Origin of the sequence: Halomonas sp. SS10-MC5 (assembly GCF_015992245.1) — a bacterium.
GTDB classification, from domain to species: Bacteria; Pseudomonadota; Gammaproteobacteria; order Pseudomonadales; family Halomonadaceae; genus Halomonas; species Halomonas sulfidoxydans.
In genome coordinates this window covers 2,140,969-2,158,340 of the sequence record NZ_CP065435.1, presented here as the reverse complement: position 1 = coordinate 2,158,340, position 17,372 = coordinate 2,140,969, and the positions used below count along the sequence as shown (strand labels likewise).

The window sequence follows — 17,372 nt, the reverse complement described above, 5'->3', positions numbered from 1 at the left end:
AGGCCCCTGCCCTGTGAATGGGGGAAAGCCAAGAGAGTGCCCCACCGCGAGGCTTCCTGCAAATGAGACCATCGGTGGCGCACCAGGTGCCCTGCCCCCTCTTGGTCAGCATGCTGCCGTGCCGTGCCCATTTTGCCCTTGCAAAGTGCGACAATCTGGCCCATGCTGAGATCATCCTGACCATTTGGTCAACTCGTGGCGATAAGGTCTGATGCCGACATCCGCTGCGTGGCGACGGGTCAGCTATCACAACGTCAACAAGAGACAAGGCGATGATCGACTTCATGCTCAACGGGCAGCCATGCCGGAGCGAGGCCTCACCCGAGACCAGCGTGCTCGAGCTGCTGCGCGAAACGCTTGGCGTCACGGGCACCAAGGAGGGCTGCGCCTCGGGTGACTGCGGTGCGTGCACGGTAGCCATCGGCGAGCCCGGCCCCGACGGCGAGCTGCGCTACCACAGCGCCAACGCCTGCATTACGCCCGCTCATCAGCTCAACGGACGCTACCTGGTCACCGTAGATGGCCTCGCCCAGGGCGACGCGTTGCATCCCGCCCAGGCCGCCATGGTCGCCTGCCACGGCAGCCAGTGCGGCTTCTGCACGCCAGGCATCGTCATGTCGCTGTTCACCCTGCACGAGCAGCAACGCCAGGCTCCGGCTCCGCTGACTCCCCAGCGCCTGGAGGCCGCACTGGGCGGCAACCTGTGCCGCTGTACCGGCTATAGGCCGATCCGCGATGCCGCCATGAGCATGGATTCCCATCCCGATAATCGCCCGCTGTGGCTCGACGCTGCCGCACCTCGCGACAGCGAGGCAGACAGGACCGGCCTCGATCTCGACGCCAGCTTCCTGCAGCCCGGCTCCCTCGACGAGCTGACCGACTGCCTCGCGCGGCATCCCCAGGCGCGACTCGTCGCCGGTGCCACCGACCTGTGGTTGGAGTCCACCCAGCGTCTGGCGCGCTTCGAGCGCGTCATCGACGTGACCCGGGTCGCCGAACTCAACGTCGTCGAGGAAGCTGAACTGCAGGACGGCCGCAGCGGTTGGTGGATCGGCGCCGCCGTCACCTACTCGCGCCTCGAGCCGCTGCTAGAAGAGCACTACGACGCCTTCGCCCACCTGCTGCACCGCCTCGGCTCCCAGCAGGTGCGCAACCGTGGCACCCTGGGCGGCAACATCGCCAATGCCTCGCCCATCGGCGACACCCCGCCGGTGCTGCTGGCGCTGGGCTCGCGCCTGCGCCTGGTTGGCCCCGAGGGTGAGCGTGAGCTGCCGCTGGACGACTTCTTCCTCGACTACAAGCGCACCGCGCTGCGCGAGGGAGAAGCCATCCGCGCGATCTTCCTGCCCCGTCCCGTGGCGGGCCAAACGCTCAAGGTGTGGAAGCTGTCCAAGCGTCGTGAGGATGACATTTCCGCCGTGCTGGGCGCCTTCGCCTGGCGGATGGAGAACGGTGTGATACGCGACGTGCGGCTCGCCTTCGGCGGCATGGCGGCGATCCCCAAGCGCGCGGCGCATGCCGAAGCCGCGCTGGAGGGCCAGGCGCCCGATGCGGCCGCCTTCCGCGCCGCCCGCGAGGCCTTGGCCGAAGACTTCCAGCCCATGTCCGACGTGCGCGGCAGCGCCGAATATCGCCGGCTCTCCGCCGCCAACCTGCTCGAGCGCCTGCGTCTTGTGATCGCCCAGGCCGAGACCGACAGCCCCCGGGAGGTGATGCTCCATGCGTACGCTCACTAAGCTGAACAAATCGACAGAGATGGCTGCCGACGTGAGCGCCGAGTCCGCGACAGCCCGCCACGAGCTCGACGGACGCATCAAGGGTTCGAGCCCCTTGGCGCGGGATACCGTCCATGCCGCGCCGCATCCGCACGCCCGCGCCCACGAGAGCGCGGTCAAGCACGTCACCGGCCGCGCCGCCTATATCGACGATCTCAAGGCGCCGGCCGATACCCTGCACGTGGCGCTGGGCCTCTCCCCCGTCGCTCACGGTCGCCTGACCCGGCTCGACCTGGACAAGGTGCGCAGCATGCCTGGCGTGGTCGATGTCATCGGTTTCCATGACGTATCGGGCCATACCGACATCGGCCCCGTCTTCCCCGGCGACCCCATCTTCGTCGAGGAGGAGATCAGCTACGTCGGCCAGGTGATGTTCGCCGTGGCCGCCGAGAGCCACCGCGCCGCCCGCGAGGCGGTCAAGGCCGCAGTGATCGAGATCGACGAACAGCCGGCCTGCCTCGACCCGGTGGCTGCCGCCGAGCGCGGCGAGTTCGTGCGCCCCACCCACGTGCAGCAGAGCGGCGATTGGGAGCAGGCGCTGGCCAACGCCGCCCACGTGGTCGAGGCCGAGCAGTTCGTCGGCGGCCAGGAGCACTTCTACCTGGAAGGCCAGGCCTGCCTGGTGCAGCCCACCGAGGACGAAGGCGTCATTGTCCACACCTCCAACCAGCACCCCAGCGAGACCCAGAAGCTGGTGGCCGAGGTGCTGGGCATCCCCTTCCATGCCGTGACCGTGGAAGTGCGGCGCATGGGCGGCGGCTTCGGCGGCAAGGAAACCCAGGCATCGCCCTGGGCCTGCATCGCCGCGCTGATCGCCCGGCGCACCGGTCGCAGCGCCCGCGTGCGCCTGCCGCGCGCCGATGACATGCGCGTCACCGGCAAGCGCCACCCATTTCACAACCGCTACCGCCTCGGCGTGGATGAGCAGGGCGTGATCCAGGGCGGCGAGATCACCGTGATCGGCGACTGCGGCTACTCACCCGACCTCTCGGACGCCATCGTCGACCGCGCCATGTTCCACAGCGACAACGCCTACTCGCTGGGCGAAGCCCGCGTGACGGGCCATCGCGCGCGCACCCACACCGCCTCCAACACCGCCTTCCGCGGCTTCGGCGGCCCCCAGGGCATGATGGTGATCGAAGCGGCGATGGACGACATCGCCCGGCGTATCGGCGAAGACCCGCTCACGGTGCGCAAGCGCAACTTCTATCGCCCCGGCCGCCAGATGACCCATTACGGCCAGCAGGTGGACCAGATCGGCCTGCTCAAGGAGCTGGTCGAGCAGCTCGAGACCAGCAGCGACTACTGGGCGCGGCGCCGCGCCATCACCGAGTTCAACGCCGAGAGCCCGATCGTCAAACGCGGCCTGGCGCTGACGCCAGTGAAGTTCGGCATCTCCTTCACCGCCAAGCATCTCAACCAGGCCGGCGCCCTGCTGCACGTCTACACCGACGGCAGCGTGATGATCAATCACGGCGGCACCGAGATGGGCCAGGGCCTGCACACCAAGATCTGCCAGGTGGTGGCCCGCGAGCTGGGGCTCGACGTCGACGAGGTGCGCATCACCGCCACCCGTACCGACAAGGTACCCAACACCTCGCCCACCGCGGCCTCCAGCGGCGCCGACCTCAACGGCCAGGCCGCCCGCGACGCCTGCGTGAGGCTCAAGCAGCGCCTGTTCGACTTCGCCCACGAGCACCTGTACAAGGATCAGGGCCTCGATCGCGAGGAGATGCGCATGGAGGCCGGCCATCTGGTCGCCGGCTACGGCGAGAGCGAGCGCCGCATTCCCTGGGGCGAGCTGGTGCAGGCGGCCTATCTCAACCGCATCTCGCTCTCCGAGAAGGGCTTCTACGCCACGCCGCTGATCCACTACGACCGCAACGTCGGCCAAGGCCGCCCCTTCTACTACTACGCCTTCGGCGCCGCCGTGGCGGAAGTCAGCGTCGACACCCTGACCGGCGAGTATCAGGTCGAGCGGGTCGATATCCTGCACGATGTGGGCGATTCGCTGAACCCGGCCATCGACCTCGGCCAGGTGGAGGGCGGCTTCATCCAGGGCATGGGCTGGCTGACCAGCGAGGAGCTCAAGTGGAACGAGGCCGGCCGGCTGATCTCCGACGGCCCCGCTACCTACAAGATCCCGACCTATGGCGATCTGCCGCCGGTGTTCAACGTCAAGCTGATGGAGGGCCACCCCAACTCCATGGCCAGCATCTACCGCTCCAAGGCGGTGGGCGAACCGCCCTTCATGCTCGGCATGGCGGTGTGGTCGGCGCTGCGCGACGCCCTGGCGAGCCTCGCCGACTACGCCGAAGCGCCGCGACTCGACACCCCGGCCACACCGGAGCGGGTGCTGATGGCCGCCGAGGAGCTGCGCAGCCGCTATGATGCCGCACAGGCACAGGGAGCGGTGTGATGAACGCGCCGCGTCCGCAGGCCTGGCACGAGGCGCTGCACCGGCTGCAGCGCGAGGGGCTGCCCCACGCGCTGGCCACGGTGGTGACCAGCGCCGGCTCCACGCCCCGCGAGCCCGGTGCGCGCATGGTGATCAGCGAGAGCGACGTGTTCGACACCCTGGGTGGCGGCACCTTCGAGTTCCAGGTGATCGACGCCGCCCGCGAGAAGCTGGCACAGGGCGAAGCCGGCATGAGCCTCGAGGCCTTCGCCCTGGGCGGGCGCAGCGGCCAGTGCTGCGGCGGCTTCGTCAACGTGCTGCTGGAAGTATTCCCCGACAGCGCGACTACGCTAGCCATCTTCGGTGCCGGCCATGTCGGCAACGAACTGGTGCGCCTGGCCGCCCCGCTGCCTTGGCGTGTGCTGTGGCACGACAGCCGTGAGGGCGTATTCCCGGCCTGGACCACGGAACAACCACGCCTGGCCTGCCGCCACGCGCCGGACCCGCAGGCCGCCGTGGCGGCGCTGCCGGCGGGCAGCCACGCGCTGGTACTGACCCATGATCATGCAGAGGACCGTGCCCTGGTCGACGCCCTGCTCCGGCGGGACGACATCGCCTCCATCGGCCTGATCGGCTCCAAGAGCAAGTGGGCCAGCTTCCGCTCGCGGCTCACCGATGCCGGCCACGACGACGCGGCCCTGGCCCGGGTGCGCTGCCCCATCGGCATGACCAGGGACGCAAATGGCGAACCGATCAGAGGCGGCGACAAGACGCCTTACGCCATCGCCATCGCCGCCCTGGCCGAGCTGCTGCCGATGGTGGGCAATGCCGAGCGTGCCGACCAGCGCGGCCTGGAGCCGACAGAGCTGCGTGCTCTGTTTTAACTGATCAATACCAAAGGCAATTCCACCGAACGCATCTGAGGAGCGCCGGGGGCAGGCCAAAGAGGAGGTCCTTCGCCATGGATGGCGAAGGTAGCGTCCAGGGAAGGATTCACAGCGCCTCCTCGCAGGCCTGCCGCCGGATCAGCTCCGACTACCGCAGACACGGATGAGCTCCTGACATCATGACGAACAACGACTCCCGCGTGATACGCGCCGAACTGCTGAGCTTCGATGCCGACCCCGGCGAAGGCGACAGCCCCGCCGAAGGCAGCGTGCGTCACTACGCCGACGGCGCGCTGTGGCTGGAGAAGGGCCGCATCAAGGCCATCGATGACTACGCAGCGCTGGCGCCGCGCCTGCCCGAAGGCATCGAGACAGTGAATCATCGCGGCAAGCTGGTGATGCCCGGCTTCATCGACAGCCACGTGCACTACGTGCAGCTGGAGATCATGGCCTCCTACGGGCGTCAGCTGCTGGACTGGCTGAACGAGTACACCTTCCCCGAAGAGTGCGGCTTCGCCCAGCGCGAGCGGGCCGAAGTGATCTCCAACGCCTTCCTCGACGAGATGCTGCGGGTCGGCACCACCACCGCCCAGGTGTTCTGCTCCAGCCACCCCACCTCGGTGGAAGCCTTCTTCTCGGCCTGCCGCGAGCGCGATCTGCGCATACTGGCCGGCAAGGTGCTGATGGATCGCAACGCCCCCGAGGCGCTGTGCGACGACACCTACGGCGGCATTCGCGACACCGAACGGCTGATCGACGAGTGGCACGGCAGAGGGCGCCTGGGCTACAGCCTGACCCCGCGCTTCGCCCCGACCTCCACCCGCCAGCAGCTCGACGCCACCGGCGGCCTGCTGCGCAACGACCCGAGCCTGTGGCTGCAGACCCACCTCTCCGAGAACCCCGGCGAACTCGACTGGGTGGCCGAGCTGTTCCCCGAGAGCCGCGACTACCTCGAAGTCTACGAGCAGTCCGGGCTGGTCGGCCCGCGCAGCACCTTCGCCCACGGCATTCACCTCGACCAGGAGATGCGTTGCAGGCTGGCCGAGCGCGGCGCCAACATCGCCTTCTGCCCCAGCTCCAACATGTTCCTCGGCAGCGGCCTGTTCGACCGCCTGGCGGCACGCGAGGTCGGCCTCAACATCACCTACGCCAGCGACATCGGCGGCGGCACCGACCTCTCCGGCCTCGCCACGCTCAAGGCCGGCTACCAGGTAGGCCAACTGCGCGGCCAACCGCTCACCGCCTGGCAAGGCCTCTACGGCCTCACCCTGGGTAACGCCAAGGCGCTCTCGCTGGACGACAAGATCGGCCGCCTCGCCCCCGGCATGGAAGCCGACTTCGTCGTCATCGACCCCGACGGCTCACCGCTGCTTGGGCGACGTCACGCACGTTGCAAGACCCTCGGCGAGCGGCTGTTCGCCCTGATGGTGCTGGGCGACGACCGCAGTATTCTGGAAACCTGGGCCGGCGGACGCTGCCAGCATCGCCGCGACCAAGCCTAGGTCAAGCCTGAAAAGAAAATGGCGAGTGGTTCTCAATCGGCCGTTTCACAACAGCCTTCAAGAGGACTACTCGCCACTGAGAAAACGCTTAGGTAGCTTCGTGCGCGGGGAGGCGCTACCAGCATCGCTGTCTGTCGATTCAGCCCATCATGGCCGGTAGCGCCTCAGTGAGAGCCTCGACCGCGAGACGCACCCGACGCGGGAGGTGGGGCGTCGGCAGCCACATTGCATGGGCGTCGTAAAGGAAACAGGGCTCCTCGGGCAGCAACAGTATCAAGGCACCAGATTCGATACGTTCGCGCACCAGCCAGTAAGGGAGCCACGCCATCCCCATGCCTAGGGTCGCCGCATCGGCGACGGCGGCGAGATCGTCGAATCGCACGCGGTGAATGGGGGTTACCGCCGCTGCCGGCAGGCCTTCCTGGGGAAACAGCCAAGGACGGACCCTGCCGGAGCGCCGGTAGATAACCGCCTGGTGACTGGCGAGTTCATTGATCTGCTGCGGCTCACCATGTCGTTCGATGTAGCTGGGCGACGCGCAGACGACCATACGCTGCTGTGCAACGCGGCGGGCGACCAACCCCGGGCTTGTCTCCGAGCAGCCGGTTCGAATCGCCAGATCATAGCCATCGTCGGCAAGGTCGGTGAAGCGATCGTTGAACGATAGATCCAGCTCAAGCGCTGGGTATTGCTGAGCGAGCTTCAGCAGCACCGGCGCCACACAGCGGCGGCCGAAATGCACGGGCATGGTCACACGTAACTTTCCGTGCGGCTCGTTCAATTGATCGATGACGAGGGCATCGGCCGCATCCGCTTCTGCCAGCACCATCCGGCATCGCTCGTAGTACGCCCGGCCGAAGTCCGTCAAGCTCTGGCGGCGCGTAGTACGGGCGATGAGTCGCACACCCAGGCGCTCCTCGAGAAATCTCACGTACTTGCCAACCATCGGCCCGGAAAGTTCCAAAGCCTCCGCGGCAGCCGTGAAGGAGCCCAGTTCAACGGCTTTGACGAAGACGGCCATGCTAGTAAGTCGGTCCATATTAAAAACCAATGGTTTCTACTGTTCTCCCTAATAGCAGATTTATCCGTCAATGACACCGCTTCATAGTCTATTCGTTCCATTCATTCAGGAGTCGAAACGAGATGACACGTGTCATTCGCTTTTACGAACATGGCGGCCCGGATGTCCTTCGCATCGAGAACGTCGAACTGTCGCCCCCTGCACAGGGAGAAGTTCAGATCCGGGTAAAGGCGCTGGGACTGAACCGCGCGGAAGCATTGCTGCGCGCAGGAAAGTACATTGAAACGCCGACACTGCCCTCAGGCCTTGGGCTAGAGGCAGCCGGCATCGTCGAAGCAACCGGTGAGGGCGTGGTGGGCTTCGCTCAGGGCGATGCCATCAGCGTGGTGCCACCGTTGTCGATGGTCCAGTGGCCAACCTATGGCGAACGAATCAACTTCCCAGCCGAGCTCGTCGTCAAGCACCCTGCGTCACTCGACTGGACGACCGCCGCTGCCGTTTGGATGCCGTACCTGACTGCTTACGGTGCGCTGATCAACATTGCCGGACTTGGCAAAGGCGAGCACGTCGTGGTGACAGCCGCTTCCAGTAGCGTAGGGTTGGCCGCGATCCAGATCGCCAACAGCATCGGCGCTATTCCCATCGCCGTTACCCGCACATCCGCCAAGCGGGATGTCCTGCTCGAACAAGGGGCAGCCCATGTTGTGGTTTCAGGTGAGGAAGACCTGGCGGCACGATTGTCGGCGATTGCCGGGCCAGAGGGAGCAAGGGTTGTGCTGGACCCGGTAGGCGGCTCGATCTTCGAACCACTGACGGCCGCGATGGCTCGTGAGGGAATACTGATCGAATACGGCGGCCTGAGCAACGAACCCACGCCATTCCCGTTGTTTACCGCGCTGAGCAAGTCGCTGACGCTTCGCGGCTACCTTGTCCACGAGATCACCGGGAATCCGGCGCGACTCGAGGCCGCCAAACGTTTCATCCTCGACGGGCTCGCCTCTGGGGCGCTAAAGCCGGTCATCGCCAGAACCTTTGAGTTCGACCAGATTGTTGAGGCACATCGCTACCTGGAATCGAACGAGCAGCTCGGCAAAATCGTCATACGAGTTTGAATCCAGGGAGTCTAGTGGGAGAGGACTGGCATGTCTCGTAGAAGCATTGCTTGCCGCTACTACGACCATAGTCGCAACCCATCTGTCCAATCGGTCAAATATCTTCTAGGCTGTAGCCGGACACGCCTGACCAAACGGTCAGGCATGTCGCTGCCGCAACCTACAACGCTTATTCGACAACGCCATCCAACAACAACGGACACATGCTATGGAACCGACCTCCTCCACCCTGGCCGGCAAGGCAGAAGGCCAGACCCTCGGGCAGGCCACCGGCAAGGCCCACTGGCTGGATACCTACTTCGGCGTGAGCCGTCGTGGCTCGAGCCTGAAGACCGAGATACTCGCGGGCATCGCCACCTTCCTGGCCTCGATGTACATCATCGTGGTCAACCCGGCGATCCTCTCCGACGCCGGCATCCCCTTCTCTGCGGCGCTTTCCGCCACCGTGCTGATCAGCTTCATGAGCAGCCTGGCGATGGGGCTCTATGCGCGCAACCCGATCCTGGTGGCGCCGGGCATGGGCATGAACGCGCTGTTCACCTATACCCTGGTGCTGGGTGCCGGCCTGTCGTGGGAGGTGGCGCTGGGCTGCGTGTTCTGGTCCGGCGTGCTGTTCGCCACCCTGGCCATGTTCAACGTGCGCGAGGCGATCATCGAGGCCATTCCGCCCTCGTTGCGCTATGCCATCACTTGCGGCATCGGCCTGTTCATCACCTTCATCGGCTTCAAGAACGCCGGTTTCATCGTCGGTAGCGACGCCACCCTGGTCACGCTCGGCAGCATGGACGCCTCGCTGATCACCTTCTTCATCGGCATGATGGCCACCGCCATCCTGGTGATCATGCGCTTCAACGGCGCGCTGATCCTGGGCATCGCCCTGACCACCCTGCTGGCGACGCCCATGGGGCGCCTGTGGGGCGGCGATGTGGTGGTGGAGTGGAGCGGCCTGGCCGCCTGGCCGGACTTCAGCGCGGTAATGAAGGTGGATATCTGGGGCGCGCTCAAGGTCGCCTACCTGCCGTTCATCTTCGTCATGCTGTTCACGAACTTCTTCGACGCGCTCTCCTGCTTCATGGCGCTCTCGGAGTCGGCCGACCTCAAGGACAAGAACGGCAACCCGCGTAACCTCAAGCGTTCGATGACCGTGGATGCCTTCGCCTCGATGATCGCCGCGCCGCTCGGCACCAGCGCCGCGCAGACCTTCATCGAGTCCGGCGCCGGCGTGGCCCAGGGCGGCCGTACCGGGCTGGTGGCGGTGACCATCGCCTTCCTGTTCCTGCCGTTCCTGTTCCTCTCGCCGCTGCTGTCGCTGGTGCCCGGCATCGCCACGGCGCCGGCGCTGGTGCTGGTCGGGCTGTTCATGCTGGCGCCGATCAGCAAGATCGACTGGTCGCGGTTCGAGCAGGCCTTCCCCGCCTTCCTCGCCATCATCCTGATGCCGCTGACCTACTCGATCACGCTGGGCATCGCCTTCGGTTTCCTGAGCTTCGTGCTGATCAAGCTCGCTACCGGCAAGCTCTACGAGATCAAGCCGGCGATGTGGGTCTCCGCCGCGCTCAGCGTGGTGATGCTCGTAACCACCCAGTAAGAAAGCGCGGGGCCGGCAAAGCCGGCCCCCTTCACTCTTCCCCCCAAGGATCGGTCAGACGCTCTCGGCCAGTTGCCGATGCAACTCCAGCCGGCGTGTGTCGCTCACGAAGGCGGACTCGATGGCAGTGCCGGCGAGCTGGATGAAGGTCTCGCGCGACCAGCCGAACGCCTCGTGGCAAACCATGAAGTTATCCAGCATGCCGCCACCGAAATAGGCCGGATCGTCCGAATTGAGGGTGAGCCTCAGGCCGGCATCGAGCAGCCGGGGTAACGGGTGCTCCTCCATTCGCTCCACCACCTTGAGGCGCACGTTGGAGAGCGGGCAGACGGTGAGCACCACGCCCTCGTCGCGCAGCCGGGCGACCAGCTCGGGATCCTCCAGGCAGCGCACGCCGTGGTCGATGCGACACACGTCGAGCAGGTCGAGGGCCTCGCGGATGTAGTCGGCAGGCCCCTCCTCGCCGGCATGGGCGACCCGGGGAATGCCCAGCATCTTCGCGCGCTGGAAGACCTCGGTGAACTTGGAGGGCGGATGGCCACGCTCGGCGCTGTCGAGCCCCACGGCATCGAGCATCTCCCAGTACGGCGCGGCGCTCTCCAGCACCTTCATCGCCTCCTCGGCGGGCCGATCGCGCAGGAAGGCCATGATCAGCGCCGTGGACATGCCCAGTTCGCGCTCGGCTTCGCGGCGGGCCAGGCTGAGCCCCTCCATGACGACGTCGAGCTCGACGCCGCGGGCCAGGTGGGCCTGGGGGTCGAAGTGCATCTCGACGTGCACCACGCCCTCGGCATGGGCGCGACGGAAGTAGTCCATCGCCAGGTCGTGGAAGTCCTCGGCTCGCTTGAGCACGCTCATGCCCTGGTAATAGAGGTCGAGAAACGAGGGGAGATCGTCGAAGTCATAGGCGGCCCGCACCGCTTCAACCGAGTCGAAGGGCAGCGCGACGCCGTTGCGCCTGGCCAGAGCGAACATCAGCTCCGGCTCCAGCGAGCCCTCGATATGCAGGTGGAGTTCGGCCTTCGGCAGCCGCTTCAGGAAATCGCGCATGGTGCACCTCATCGGCTTCATGTCCTTATCCTGATGGATACCCGGGTTTTGCGCAAACGGTCAATCTACCCTGCTCGAGATGCCCGACCAGGGTGATCCCGGGAGGATCGAAAGCCCCGCCATCGAGCTGGTGCACCAGGTAGAGCACGCTGCGGCCGCGCAGCCACTCGTCCATGCGTCGCGACAGCCGCGCCACGGTGGCGGCATCCAGGCCGGTGAAGGGCTCGTCGAGGATCACCAGCCCGGGGTCGCGCAGCCACAGCCGGGCCAGCGCCAGGCGGCGCGCCTGGCCGCCGGAAAGCGCCCGCCCGCCTTCGCCCACCGCGGTAGCCAAGCCGTGCGGCAGGCTCGCCGCCCATTCCTGCAGCTCGACCCAGGCCAGGGCCTGCCAGAGCCGGTCGTCGTCGGCATCCGGTGCCGCCAGCCGCAGGTTGGTGGCCAGGCTGTCCTGCAGCAGATCGATACGCTGGCCGAGCATCGCGACACGCTCGCGCAGATCGCGCTCCGCGACCTGAGCGAGGGGCACGCCGCCTAGCAGGATGCTTCCATGGTCGGGCGGCAGGCGCCGGGTCAGCAGGGCCGCCACACTGCTCTTGCCCGCGCCGGAGGCGCCGGTCAAGGCCAGCCGCTCGCCGGGCCTCAGCTCGAGCTGGATCTCCCGCAGCGCGGGCGTGAGCGCACCGGGATAATGCAGCCCGACGTCTTCCAGGCGTACCGCCAACGGGCCGCCAGGCAGACTGGCGTCTCCCTTCTCGTAGCCGCCCACGCTTGCCCGCTCCACCGCGTTGAGCCGCTCGGCGGCCCCGCGGGTCGCGCCCAGCTGGGTGAAGGGCGCCGGCAGCAGTGCCAGCGCCTCGCCGATGGCGAGCACCGCCAGCGGCATCATGACCATCACGGCACCGCTGATGGCGCCCCGCTGCCAGGCCAAGGCTGCCAGCCACAGCGCCGCCACCATGCCCAGCCCGACCGCCAGGTTCCCCAAGGCAATGCCGAAGCCGGCGACCCTGCCGACGCGACGCTGGTCCCGGCACAGCGCCTGCTCGCGCTGGCGCAGCCCGCGCCGATGCCAGGCCCGGCTGCCGTAAGCCTCCAGCTCCGCCAGCCCGGTCAGGTACTCGATGGCCTGGCTACGCAGGCGCTGAAGATGGCCCACCTGGCGCCGGCTCGCGGCCATGCCCAGCCACGCCTGGCCAACCGTCAGCCAGGCCCAGGCGGGCAGCAGTAGCGCCAGCAGGGCCACCCCCACGGGCGGGACCCACAGCGCCAGGAAGGCGGCCAGCAGCAGCACCGCTGCCAGCGCCACCAGCGGCGGCGCCAGCAGGCGCAGGTAGAGGCTGTCGAGGGTGTCGATGTCGGCGGTCAGCCGGTTGAGCCAGTCGCTGGCACGCTGCCGGGCCAGGCTGCGGTCGTCGAGCCTGGCCATGGCGGCGAACAGCCGAACGCGCAAGTCGGCCAGCAGGCGCAGCACGGTGTCGTGGTTGTAGAGTCGCTCGAGATAGCGCGCCACGGTCCGGCTGACGGCGAAGAAGCGTATCCCACCGCCAGGTACGTAGACGTCGAGACTGGCCGCGAGGCCCATCGACAAGGCAATGCCGGTGAGCGCGCTAGCGGCAATGAACCAGCCCGATAGCGCCAACAGCCCCACCGCCGAGAACAGCGTCGCCGCCAGCAACAGCACGCCAATGGCGAGCCGCCGCGGGCGACGCGCAAGCAAACGCAGCCAAGGGGACAGCGTGGCTTTCAGCGACTCACTCATGGAGACGCACTCCCGTTGCCTGGGCCTTGACGGCGCCTCCGTCGAGTTCGAGCCGCCGACTCGCCAAGGCCATCAGGGCGGGGTGATGGGTGGCGATGACCAGCGCCCGGCCCTCCTCGGCCAGCCGGCGCAGCGATTCGACGACCCGCGCTTCGCTTTCCGCATCCAGGCTCGCGGTGGGCTCGTCGAGCAGCACCAGGTCGGCGTTCGAGAGGAACACGCGCGCCAGCGCCAGGCGCTGCGCCTGGCCACCCGACAGACCGGAACCCCGCTCGCCCAGACCGGTATCGATCCCCTGAGGCAGCGCAGCCACCAGCTCGGCCAGCCCGGCCCGTTCGAGCGCCTGCTGCAGTTCGGCCTCGCTCGCATCGGGCGCGGCCAGGCGAAGGTTGTCGGCCAGGCTGCCGTGGATCAGCACCGGGCGCTGATCCATCCAGGCGATCCTCAGCGTCGCCTGAGTGCAGCGCTCGCCCTCGTCGGGGGCCACGAAGCCCGCCAGCAGCTGCAGCAAGGCCGACTTGCCCGCCCCCGAGGGCCCCGCGATCACCAGCGTCTCGCCGGCGGCCACCGCGACACTGAGCGGCCCCAGCACCTGGCCGCGCCCCGGGTGCGACAGGGTCACGCCTTCCAGGGCCACCAGCCGCTCGTCGGACGACGGCAGCGCTGCACCGCCGTCGGCCCGGCGCACCGGCTCGGCGAGCAGCGCCAGCATGCCGTCGGCGGCTCCCAGCGCCGCGGCACGGTCGTGATAGTGCTGCGCCAGGCTGCGCAGCGGCTGGAAGAATTCCGGTGCCAGCAGCAATACCAGCAGGCCGCTGAACAGCGTGAGGTCCTCCGCCGGGCCGAATTCGATATAGCCGAGCAGGCCGAAGCCCACATAGATGGCGACGACGGCGATCGACACCGAGGCGAAGAACTCGAGCACCGCCGAGGAGAGGAACGCCACCCGCAGCGTGCGCATGCTCAGGCGCCGATAGCGGTCCGCGGCCGCATGGACTTCCGCGCCGGCTTCGCGGGTCTGGTGGAAGAGCTGCAGCGTGGCGATGCCCCGCACGCGATCGAGGAAGTGGCCCGCGAGGCGAGTGACGGCGGCGAACTGTTCGCGGTTGAGGCGCTCCGCCCCCATGCCCACCAGCGCCATGAACAGCGGGATCAAGGGGGCCGCCAGCAGCAGGAACAGGGCCGCCAGCCAGTCGAGCCAGAGCACCACGACGAGAATCAGCAACGGGATGGCCACGCTCAGCCGCAGCTGCGGCAGGAAGCGGGCGAAGTAGCCGTCGAACGCCTCGACCTGCTCGATCAACTGGCTGGCCAGGCTCGCCGAATGGCGGGCGCCGGCCCGCACCGGCCCCATCGCGTCAAGATGCTCCAACAGCTCGTCACGCACCGACTGACGAATGTTCAGGCTGGCCTCCTGGCCGGCCGCCTCCTGCCCCCACTGGCACAGCGCCCTGGCCAGCAGTGCGGCGACCAGCGCGACGAAGGCCCAGGTCAGCGCGGCCAGGGAATCGCCAGCGACCAGCAGGCGGCTGACGATCCAGGCCAGCAGAGTCATCTGAACCACCGTCAGCGCGCCGACGGCAATCCCGGCCAGGGCGGCCAGGCCGAGCCAGCGGCGCTGGGCGGCGGCATGAGCCGCCAGCCAGCGTCTCGGCGTGAGGTCCGAACGTGCGTCGGAATTCATTGCTCAGTGGTAGCCTTCGCCGGCCCGCACCTTGCCGCGAAATACCCAGTAGGACCAGAAGGTATAGACCAGCACGAAGGGCAGCACGAAGAGCACGCCGATCAGCAGAAAGAGCTGTGATTCCGGCGCCGAGGCCGCGTCCCAGATGGTGTAGTTGGGCGGTACGATCCACGGCCACTTGCTCACCACCAGCCCCAGGTAGGTGAACAGGAAGGTACCCAGCGTGGCAATGAACGGCAGCACTTCGTAGCCCCGGCGCGACGCCCAGTACACGGTGAACATGCACAGCAGCGTCAGCGCCGGCAGCACCCAGATCACATGCAGGTGGCCGAACCAACGCTCCCACACGACGTCGTTCACCAGCGGCGTCCAGATGCTGATGATGGCGAAGATGACGAGCACGGCCAGCAGCAGCGGCGTGGTCAACCGGTAGGCCCACCGCTGGATGTAACCTTCCGACTTGAGGATCAGCCAGGTGGTACCGAGCAGCGCGTAGCCGATCATGATGCCGATGCCGGTGAGCACCGTGAACGGCGTCAGCCAGTCGAACGGACCGCCCACGTAGACCCGGTTCTCGGTGGCGAAACCCTGGATGTAGGTACCCACCACGGCGCCCTGGGCGAAGGCCGCCACCGCGGAACCGCCGCTGAAGGCGAGGTTCCACAGCCGCCGGCCGCGCCGATCGCGGCGCGACTTGAAGCGCAGCTCGAAGGCCACGCCGCGGAACACCAGCCCCGCCAGCATCAGGAACACGCCGATGTACAGCGCCGGCAGGAACACCGAGTAGACCAGCGGGAAGGCCGCCAGCAGCCCCGCGCCGCCGAGTACCAGCCAGGTCTCGTTGCCGTCCCACACCGGGGCGACGGAGTTCATCATCACGTCGCGGGCATCCTCATCCGGGGCGAACGGAAACAGGATGCCGAGCCCCAGGTCGAAGCCGTCCATCAGCACGTACATCATGATGCCGAAGCCGATGATCAGCGCCCAGATCAGCGACAAGTCGAACATTTCCATGGTCAGGCTCCTTCCCTGGACGGGTCGTCATCGAACGGGGTATGGGTCGCCGACCAGGGCCGCTTGGGGGTCTCGAAGTCGTCGACCACCACCTCCTCGTCCTTCGGCTGCATGCCGTAGCGGATTACACGGGTGAGATAGTAGGTCCCGGCGTAGAAGATCACGCCGTAGACCGCCACGTAGCCGAGCAGGGTGAACAACGCCATGCCGCCGGTCAGCGACGGCGTGACGCCCTCCGCGTGGGTCATCATGCCGTAGACCAGCCACGGCGCGCGTCCCGACTCCGTGGTGATCCAGCCGGCGAGCACCGCGACGAACGGCGTGACGGACATCAGCCGTAGCGTCTGCAGGTACGGTCGCGAATGGTAGACCCGCCCGCCGCGGCGCAGGTAGAGCCCCACCAGCGACACGGCGATCATCAGCAGGCCGAGACCGACCATCACGCGAAACGCCCAGAACACGATGGCCACCGGAGGCTGCTCCTCGGGCGGCGCCTCGACGATCCCGGGGATCTCACCGTCGAGCTCGTGGGTCAGGATCAGGCTCGCCGCATAGGGGATGCCGATCTCGAAGCGGTTCTGCTGCGCCTCCTGGTCCGGCAGGGCGAAGACCAGGAATGGCGCACCGCGCCGGGTCTCCCAGTTGCCCTCCATGGCGGAGAGCTTGACCGGCTGGTGCTCGAAGGTGTTGAGGCCGTGGAAATCGCCCACCAGCGCCTGGGTCGGCGTCAGCACGAGCAGCATCCACAGGCACATCGACAGCGCCTTGCGGTTGGCCTCGACGTCGCGCCCGATCAGCAGGTACCAGGCGCTCACCCCGGCCACCACGAAGCCGCCGGTGATGAACGAGGCCATGGCCATGTGGGCCAGGCGGAACGGGAACGAGGGGTTGAAGATCGCCTCGCTCCATGACGTGACCCGGAAGGTTCCTTCCACCAGCTCGACCCCGGCCGGGGTGTGCATCCAGCTGTTGGCGGCCAGGATCCAGAACGTGGAGATGAAGGTGCCGAGGGCGACCATGACGGCGGCGAACAGGTGGACCCCCTGGGGCACCCGGCCGCGGCCGAACAGCAGCACGCCGAGGAAGGCCGCCTCGAGGAAGAAGGCGGTGACCACCTCGTAGCTCAGCAGCGGCCCGATGAAATTGGCGCTGGCCTGGGAAAAGTTGCTCCAGTTGGTGCCGAACTGGAAGGACATCACGATGCCGGACACCACCCCCATGCCGAAGGCCACCGCGAAGACCCGGGTCCACAGCTGCGCCAGGCGGTCCCAGGCGGGATTGCGCGTCTTGTAGAAGAGCCCATGGAGCACGGCGAGATAGGACGCCAGGCCGATGGTGAAGACCGGGAAGATGGCGTGGAAGGAGACGACGAAGGCGAACTGCAGTCGCGAAAGCACTACGGGATCAAGCTCCATGACGTACCTCTTGGCTGCGAAAGAGTCAACGTCTCAAGGGATGCGAAAGCACGCGGGGTGCCGTTGTTGTGCTTCCGACCACGTCCTTCCTGGACATGTCGTGACGCATTTCACCTCGACACTCGGCTAGGGGTGTCCCAAGAGCCTAGAACAGTGAGACATGCAGGGTG

The 17,372-nt window shown here is 67.2% G+C and carries 12 protein-coding genes; 6 read left to right on the top strand and 6 right to left on the bottom strand.

Going from position 1 to position 17,372, the window contains the following annotated elements; genetic code table 11:
- Window positions 1-272 precede the first annotated feature (272 nt).
- From xdhA to guaD, 4 genes are all read left to right on the top strand, one after another.
- The gene (gene xdhA / locus I4484_RS10145) at window positions 273-1,736 is read left to right on the top strand and encodes a xanthine dehydrogenase small subunit (protein WP_197450817.1); all 1,464 of its coding nucleotides are present in this window, start codon (window positions 273-275) and stop codon (window positions 1,734-1,736) included.
- Complete coding sequence (gene xdhB / locus I4484_RS10140; RefSeq protein WP_197450816.1) at window positions 1,720-4,194, top strand: xanthine dehydrogenase molybdopterin binding subunit; 2,475 nt, start codon at window positions 1,720-1,722, stop codon at window positions 4,192-4,194. Before xdhA ends, xdhB begins: the two co-directional genes overlap by 17 nt.
- Window positions 4,194-5,057: a xanthine dehydrogenase accessory protein XdhC gene (xdhC, locus tag I4484_RS10135; protein WP_197450815.1), complete on the top strand. Its 864-nt coding sequence runs from the start codon at window positions 4,194-4,196 to the stop codon at window positions 5,055-5,057. Before xdhB ends, xdhC begins: the two co-directional genes overlap by 1 nt.
- A gap of 182 nt (window positions 5,058-5,239) precedes the next feature.
- Window positions 5,240-6,562: a guanine deaminase gene (gene guaD, locus I4484_RS10130; protein WP_197450814.1), complete on the top strand. Its 1,323-nt coding sequence runs from the start codon at window positions 5,240-5,242 to the stop codon at window positions 6,560-6,562.
- Window positions 6,563-6,701: 139 nt separating this feature from the next.
- Here guaD and I4484_RS10125 read toward each other — a convergent pair whose 3' ends face one another.
- The gene (locus I4484_RS10125; RefSeq protein ID WP_197450813.1) at window positions 6,702-7,583 is read right to left on the bottom strand and encodes a LysR family transcriptional regulator; all 882 of its coding nucleotides are present in this window, start codon (window positions 7,581-7,583) and stop codon (window positions 6,702-6,704) included.
- A 122-nt stretch (window positions 7,584-7,705) separates the two neighbouring features.
- Between I4484_RS10125 and I4484_RS10120 the strand changes: the two genes are divergently transcribed.
- Both I4484_RS10120 and I4484_RS10115 read left to right on the top strand, forming a co-directional pair.
- Entirely contained in the window at window positions 7,706-8,695 is a 990-nt protein-coding gene (locus I4484_RS10120) for a zinc-dependent alcohol dehydrogenase family protein (protein ID WP_197450812.1), read from the top strand.
- A gap of 208 nt (window positions 8,696-8,903) precedes the next feature.
- Window positions 8,904-10,283, top strand: a complete 1,380-nt coding sequence (locus I4484_RS10115) for an NCS2 family permease (RefSeq protein ID WP_197450811.1) — start codon at window positions 8,904-8,906, stop codon at window positions 10,281-10,283.
- A gap of 54 nt (window positions 10,284-10,337) precedes the next feature.
- Here the strand turns inward: I4484_RS10115 and I4484_RS10110 are convergent, their stop codons facing one another.
- The 5 genes from I4484_RS10110 to I4484_RS10090 are packed head-to-tail and all read right to left on the bottom strand — an operon-like array spanning window position 10,338 to window position 17,202.
- Window positions 10,338-11,333, bottom strand: coding sequence for an adenosine deaminase (locus tag I4484_RS10110; RefSeq protein WP_197450997.1), 996 nt, complete (start codon window positions 11,331-11,333; stop codon window positions 10,338-10,340).
- Window positions 11,334-11,358: 25 nt separating this feature from the next.
- A complete protein-coding gene (cydC, locus tag I4484_RS10105) occupies window positions 11,359-13,089 on the bottom strand; it encodes a thiol reductant ABC exporter subunit CydC (RefSeq protein WP_197450810.1) in 1,731 nt (576 codons plus the stop codon).
- On the bottom strand, window positions 13,082-14,773 hold the full coding sequence (cydD, locus tag I4484_RS10100) for a thiol reductant ABC exporter subunit CydD (protein ID WP_197450809.1): 1,692 nt from the start codon (window positions 14,771-14,773) through the stop codon (window positions 13,082-13,084). Before cydD ends, cydC begins: the two co-directional genes overlap by 8 nt.
- Before the next feature lie 3 nt (window positions 14,774-14,776).
- On the bottom strand, window positions 14,777-15,787 hold the full coding sequence (gene cydB / locus I4484_RS10095) for a cytochrome d ubiquinol oxidase subunit II (RefSeq protein ID WP_197450808.1): 1,011 nt from the start codon (window positions 15,785-15,787) through the stop codon (window positions 14,777-14,779).
- 2 nt (window positions 15,788-15,789) lie between these two features.
- A complete protein-coding gene (locus I4484_RS10090; RefSeq protein ID WP_197450807.1) occupies window positions 15,790-17,202 on the bottom strand; it encodes a cytochrome ubiquinol oxidase subunit I in 1,413 nt (470 codons plus the stop codon).
- Window positions 17,203-17,372: the final 170 nt, after the last annotated feature.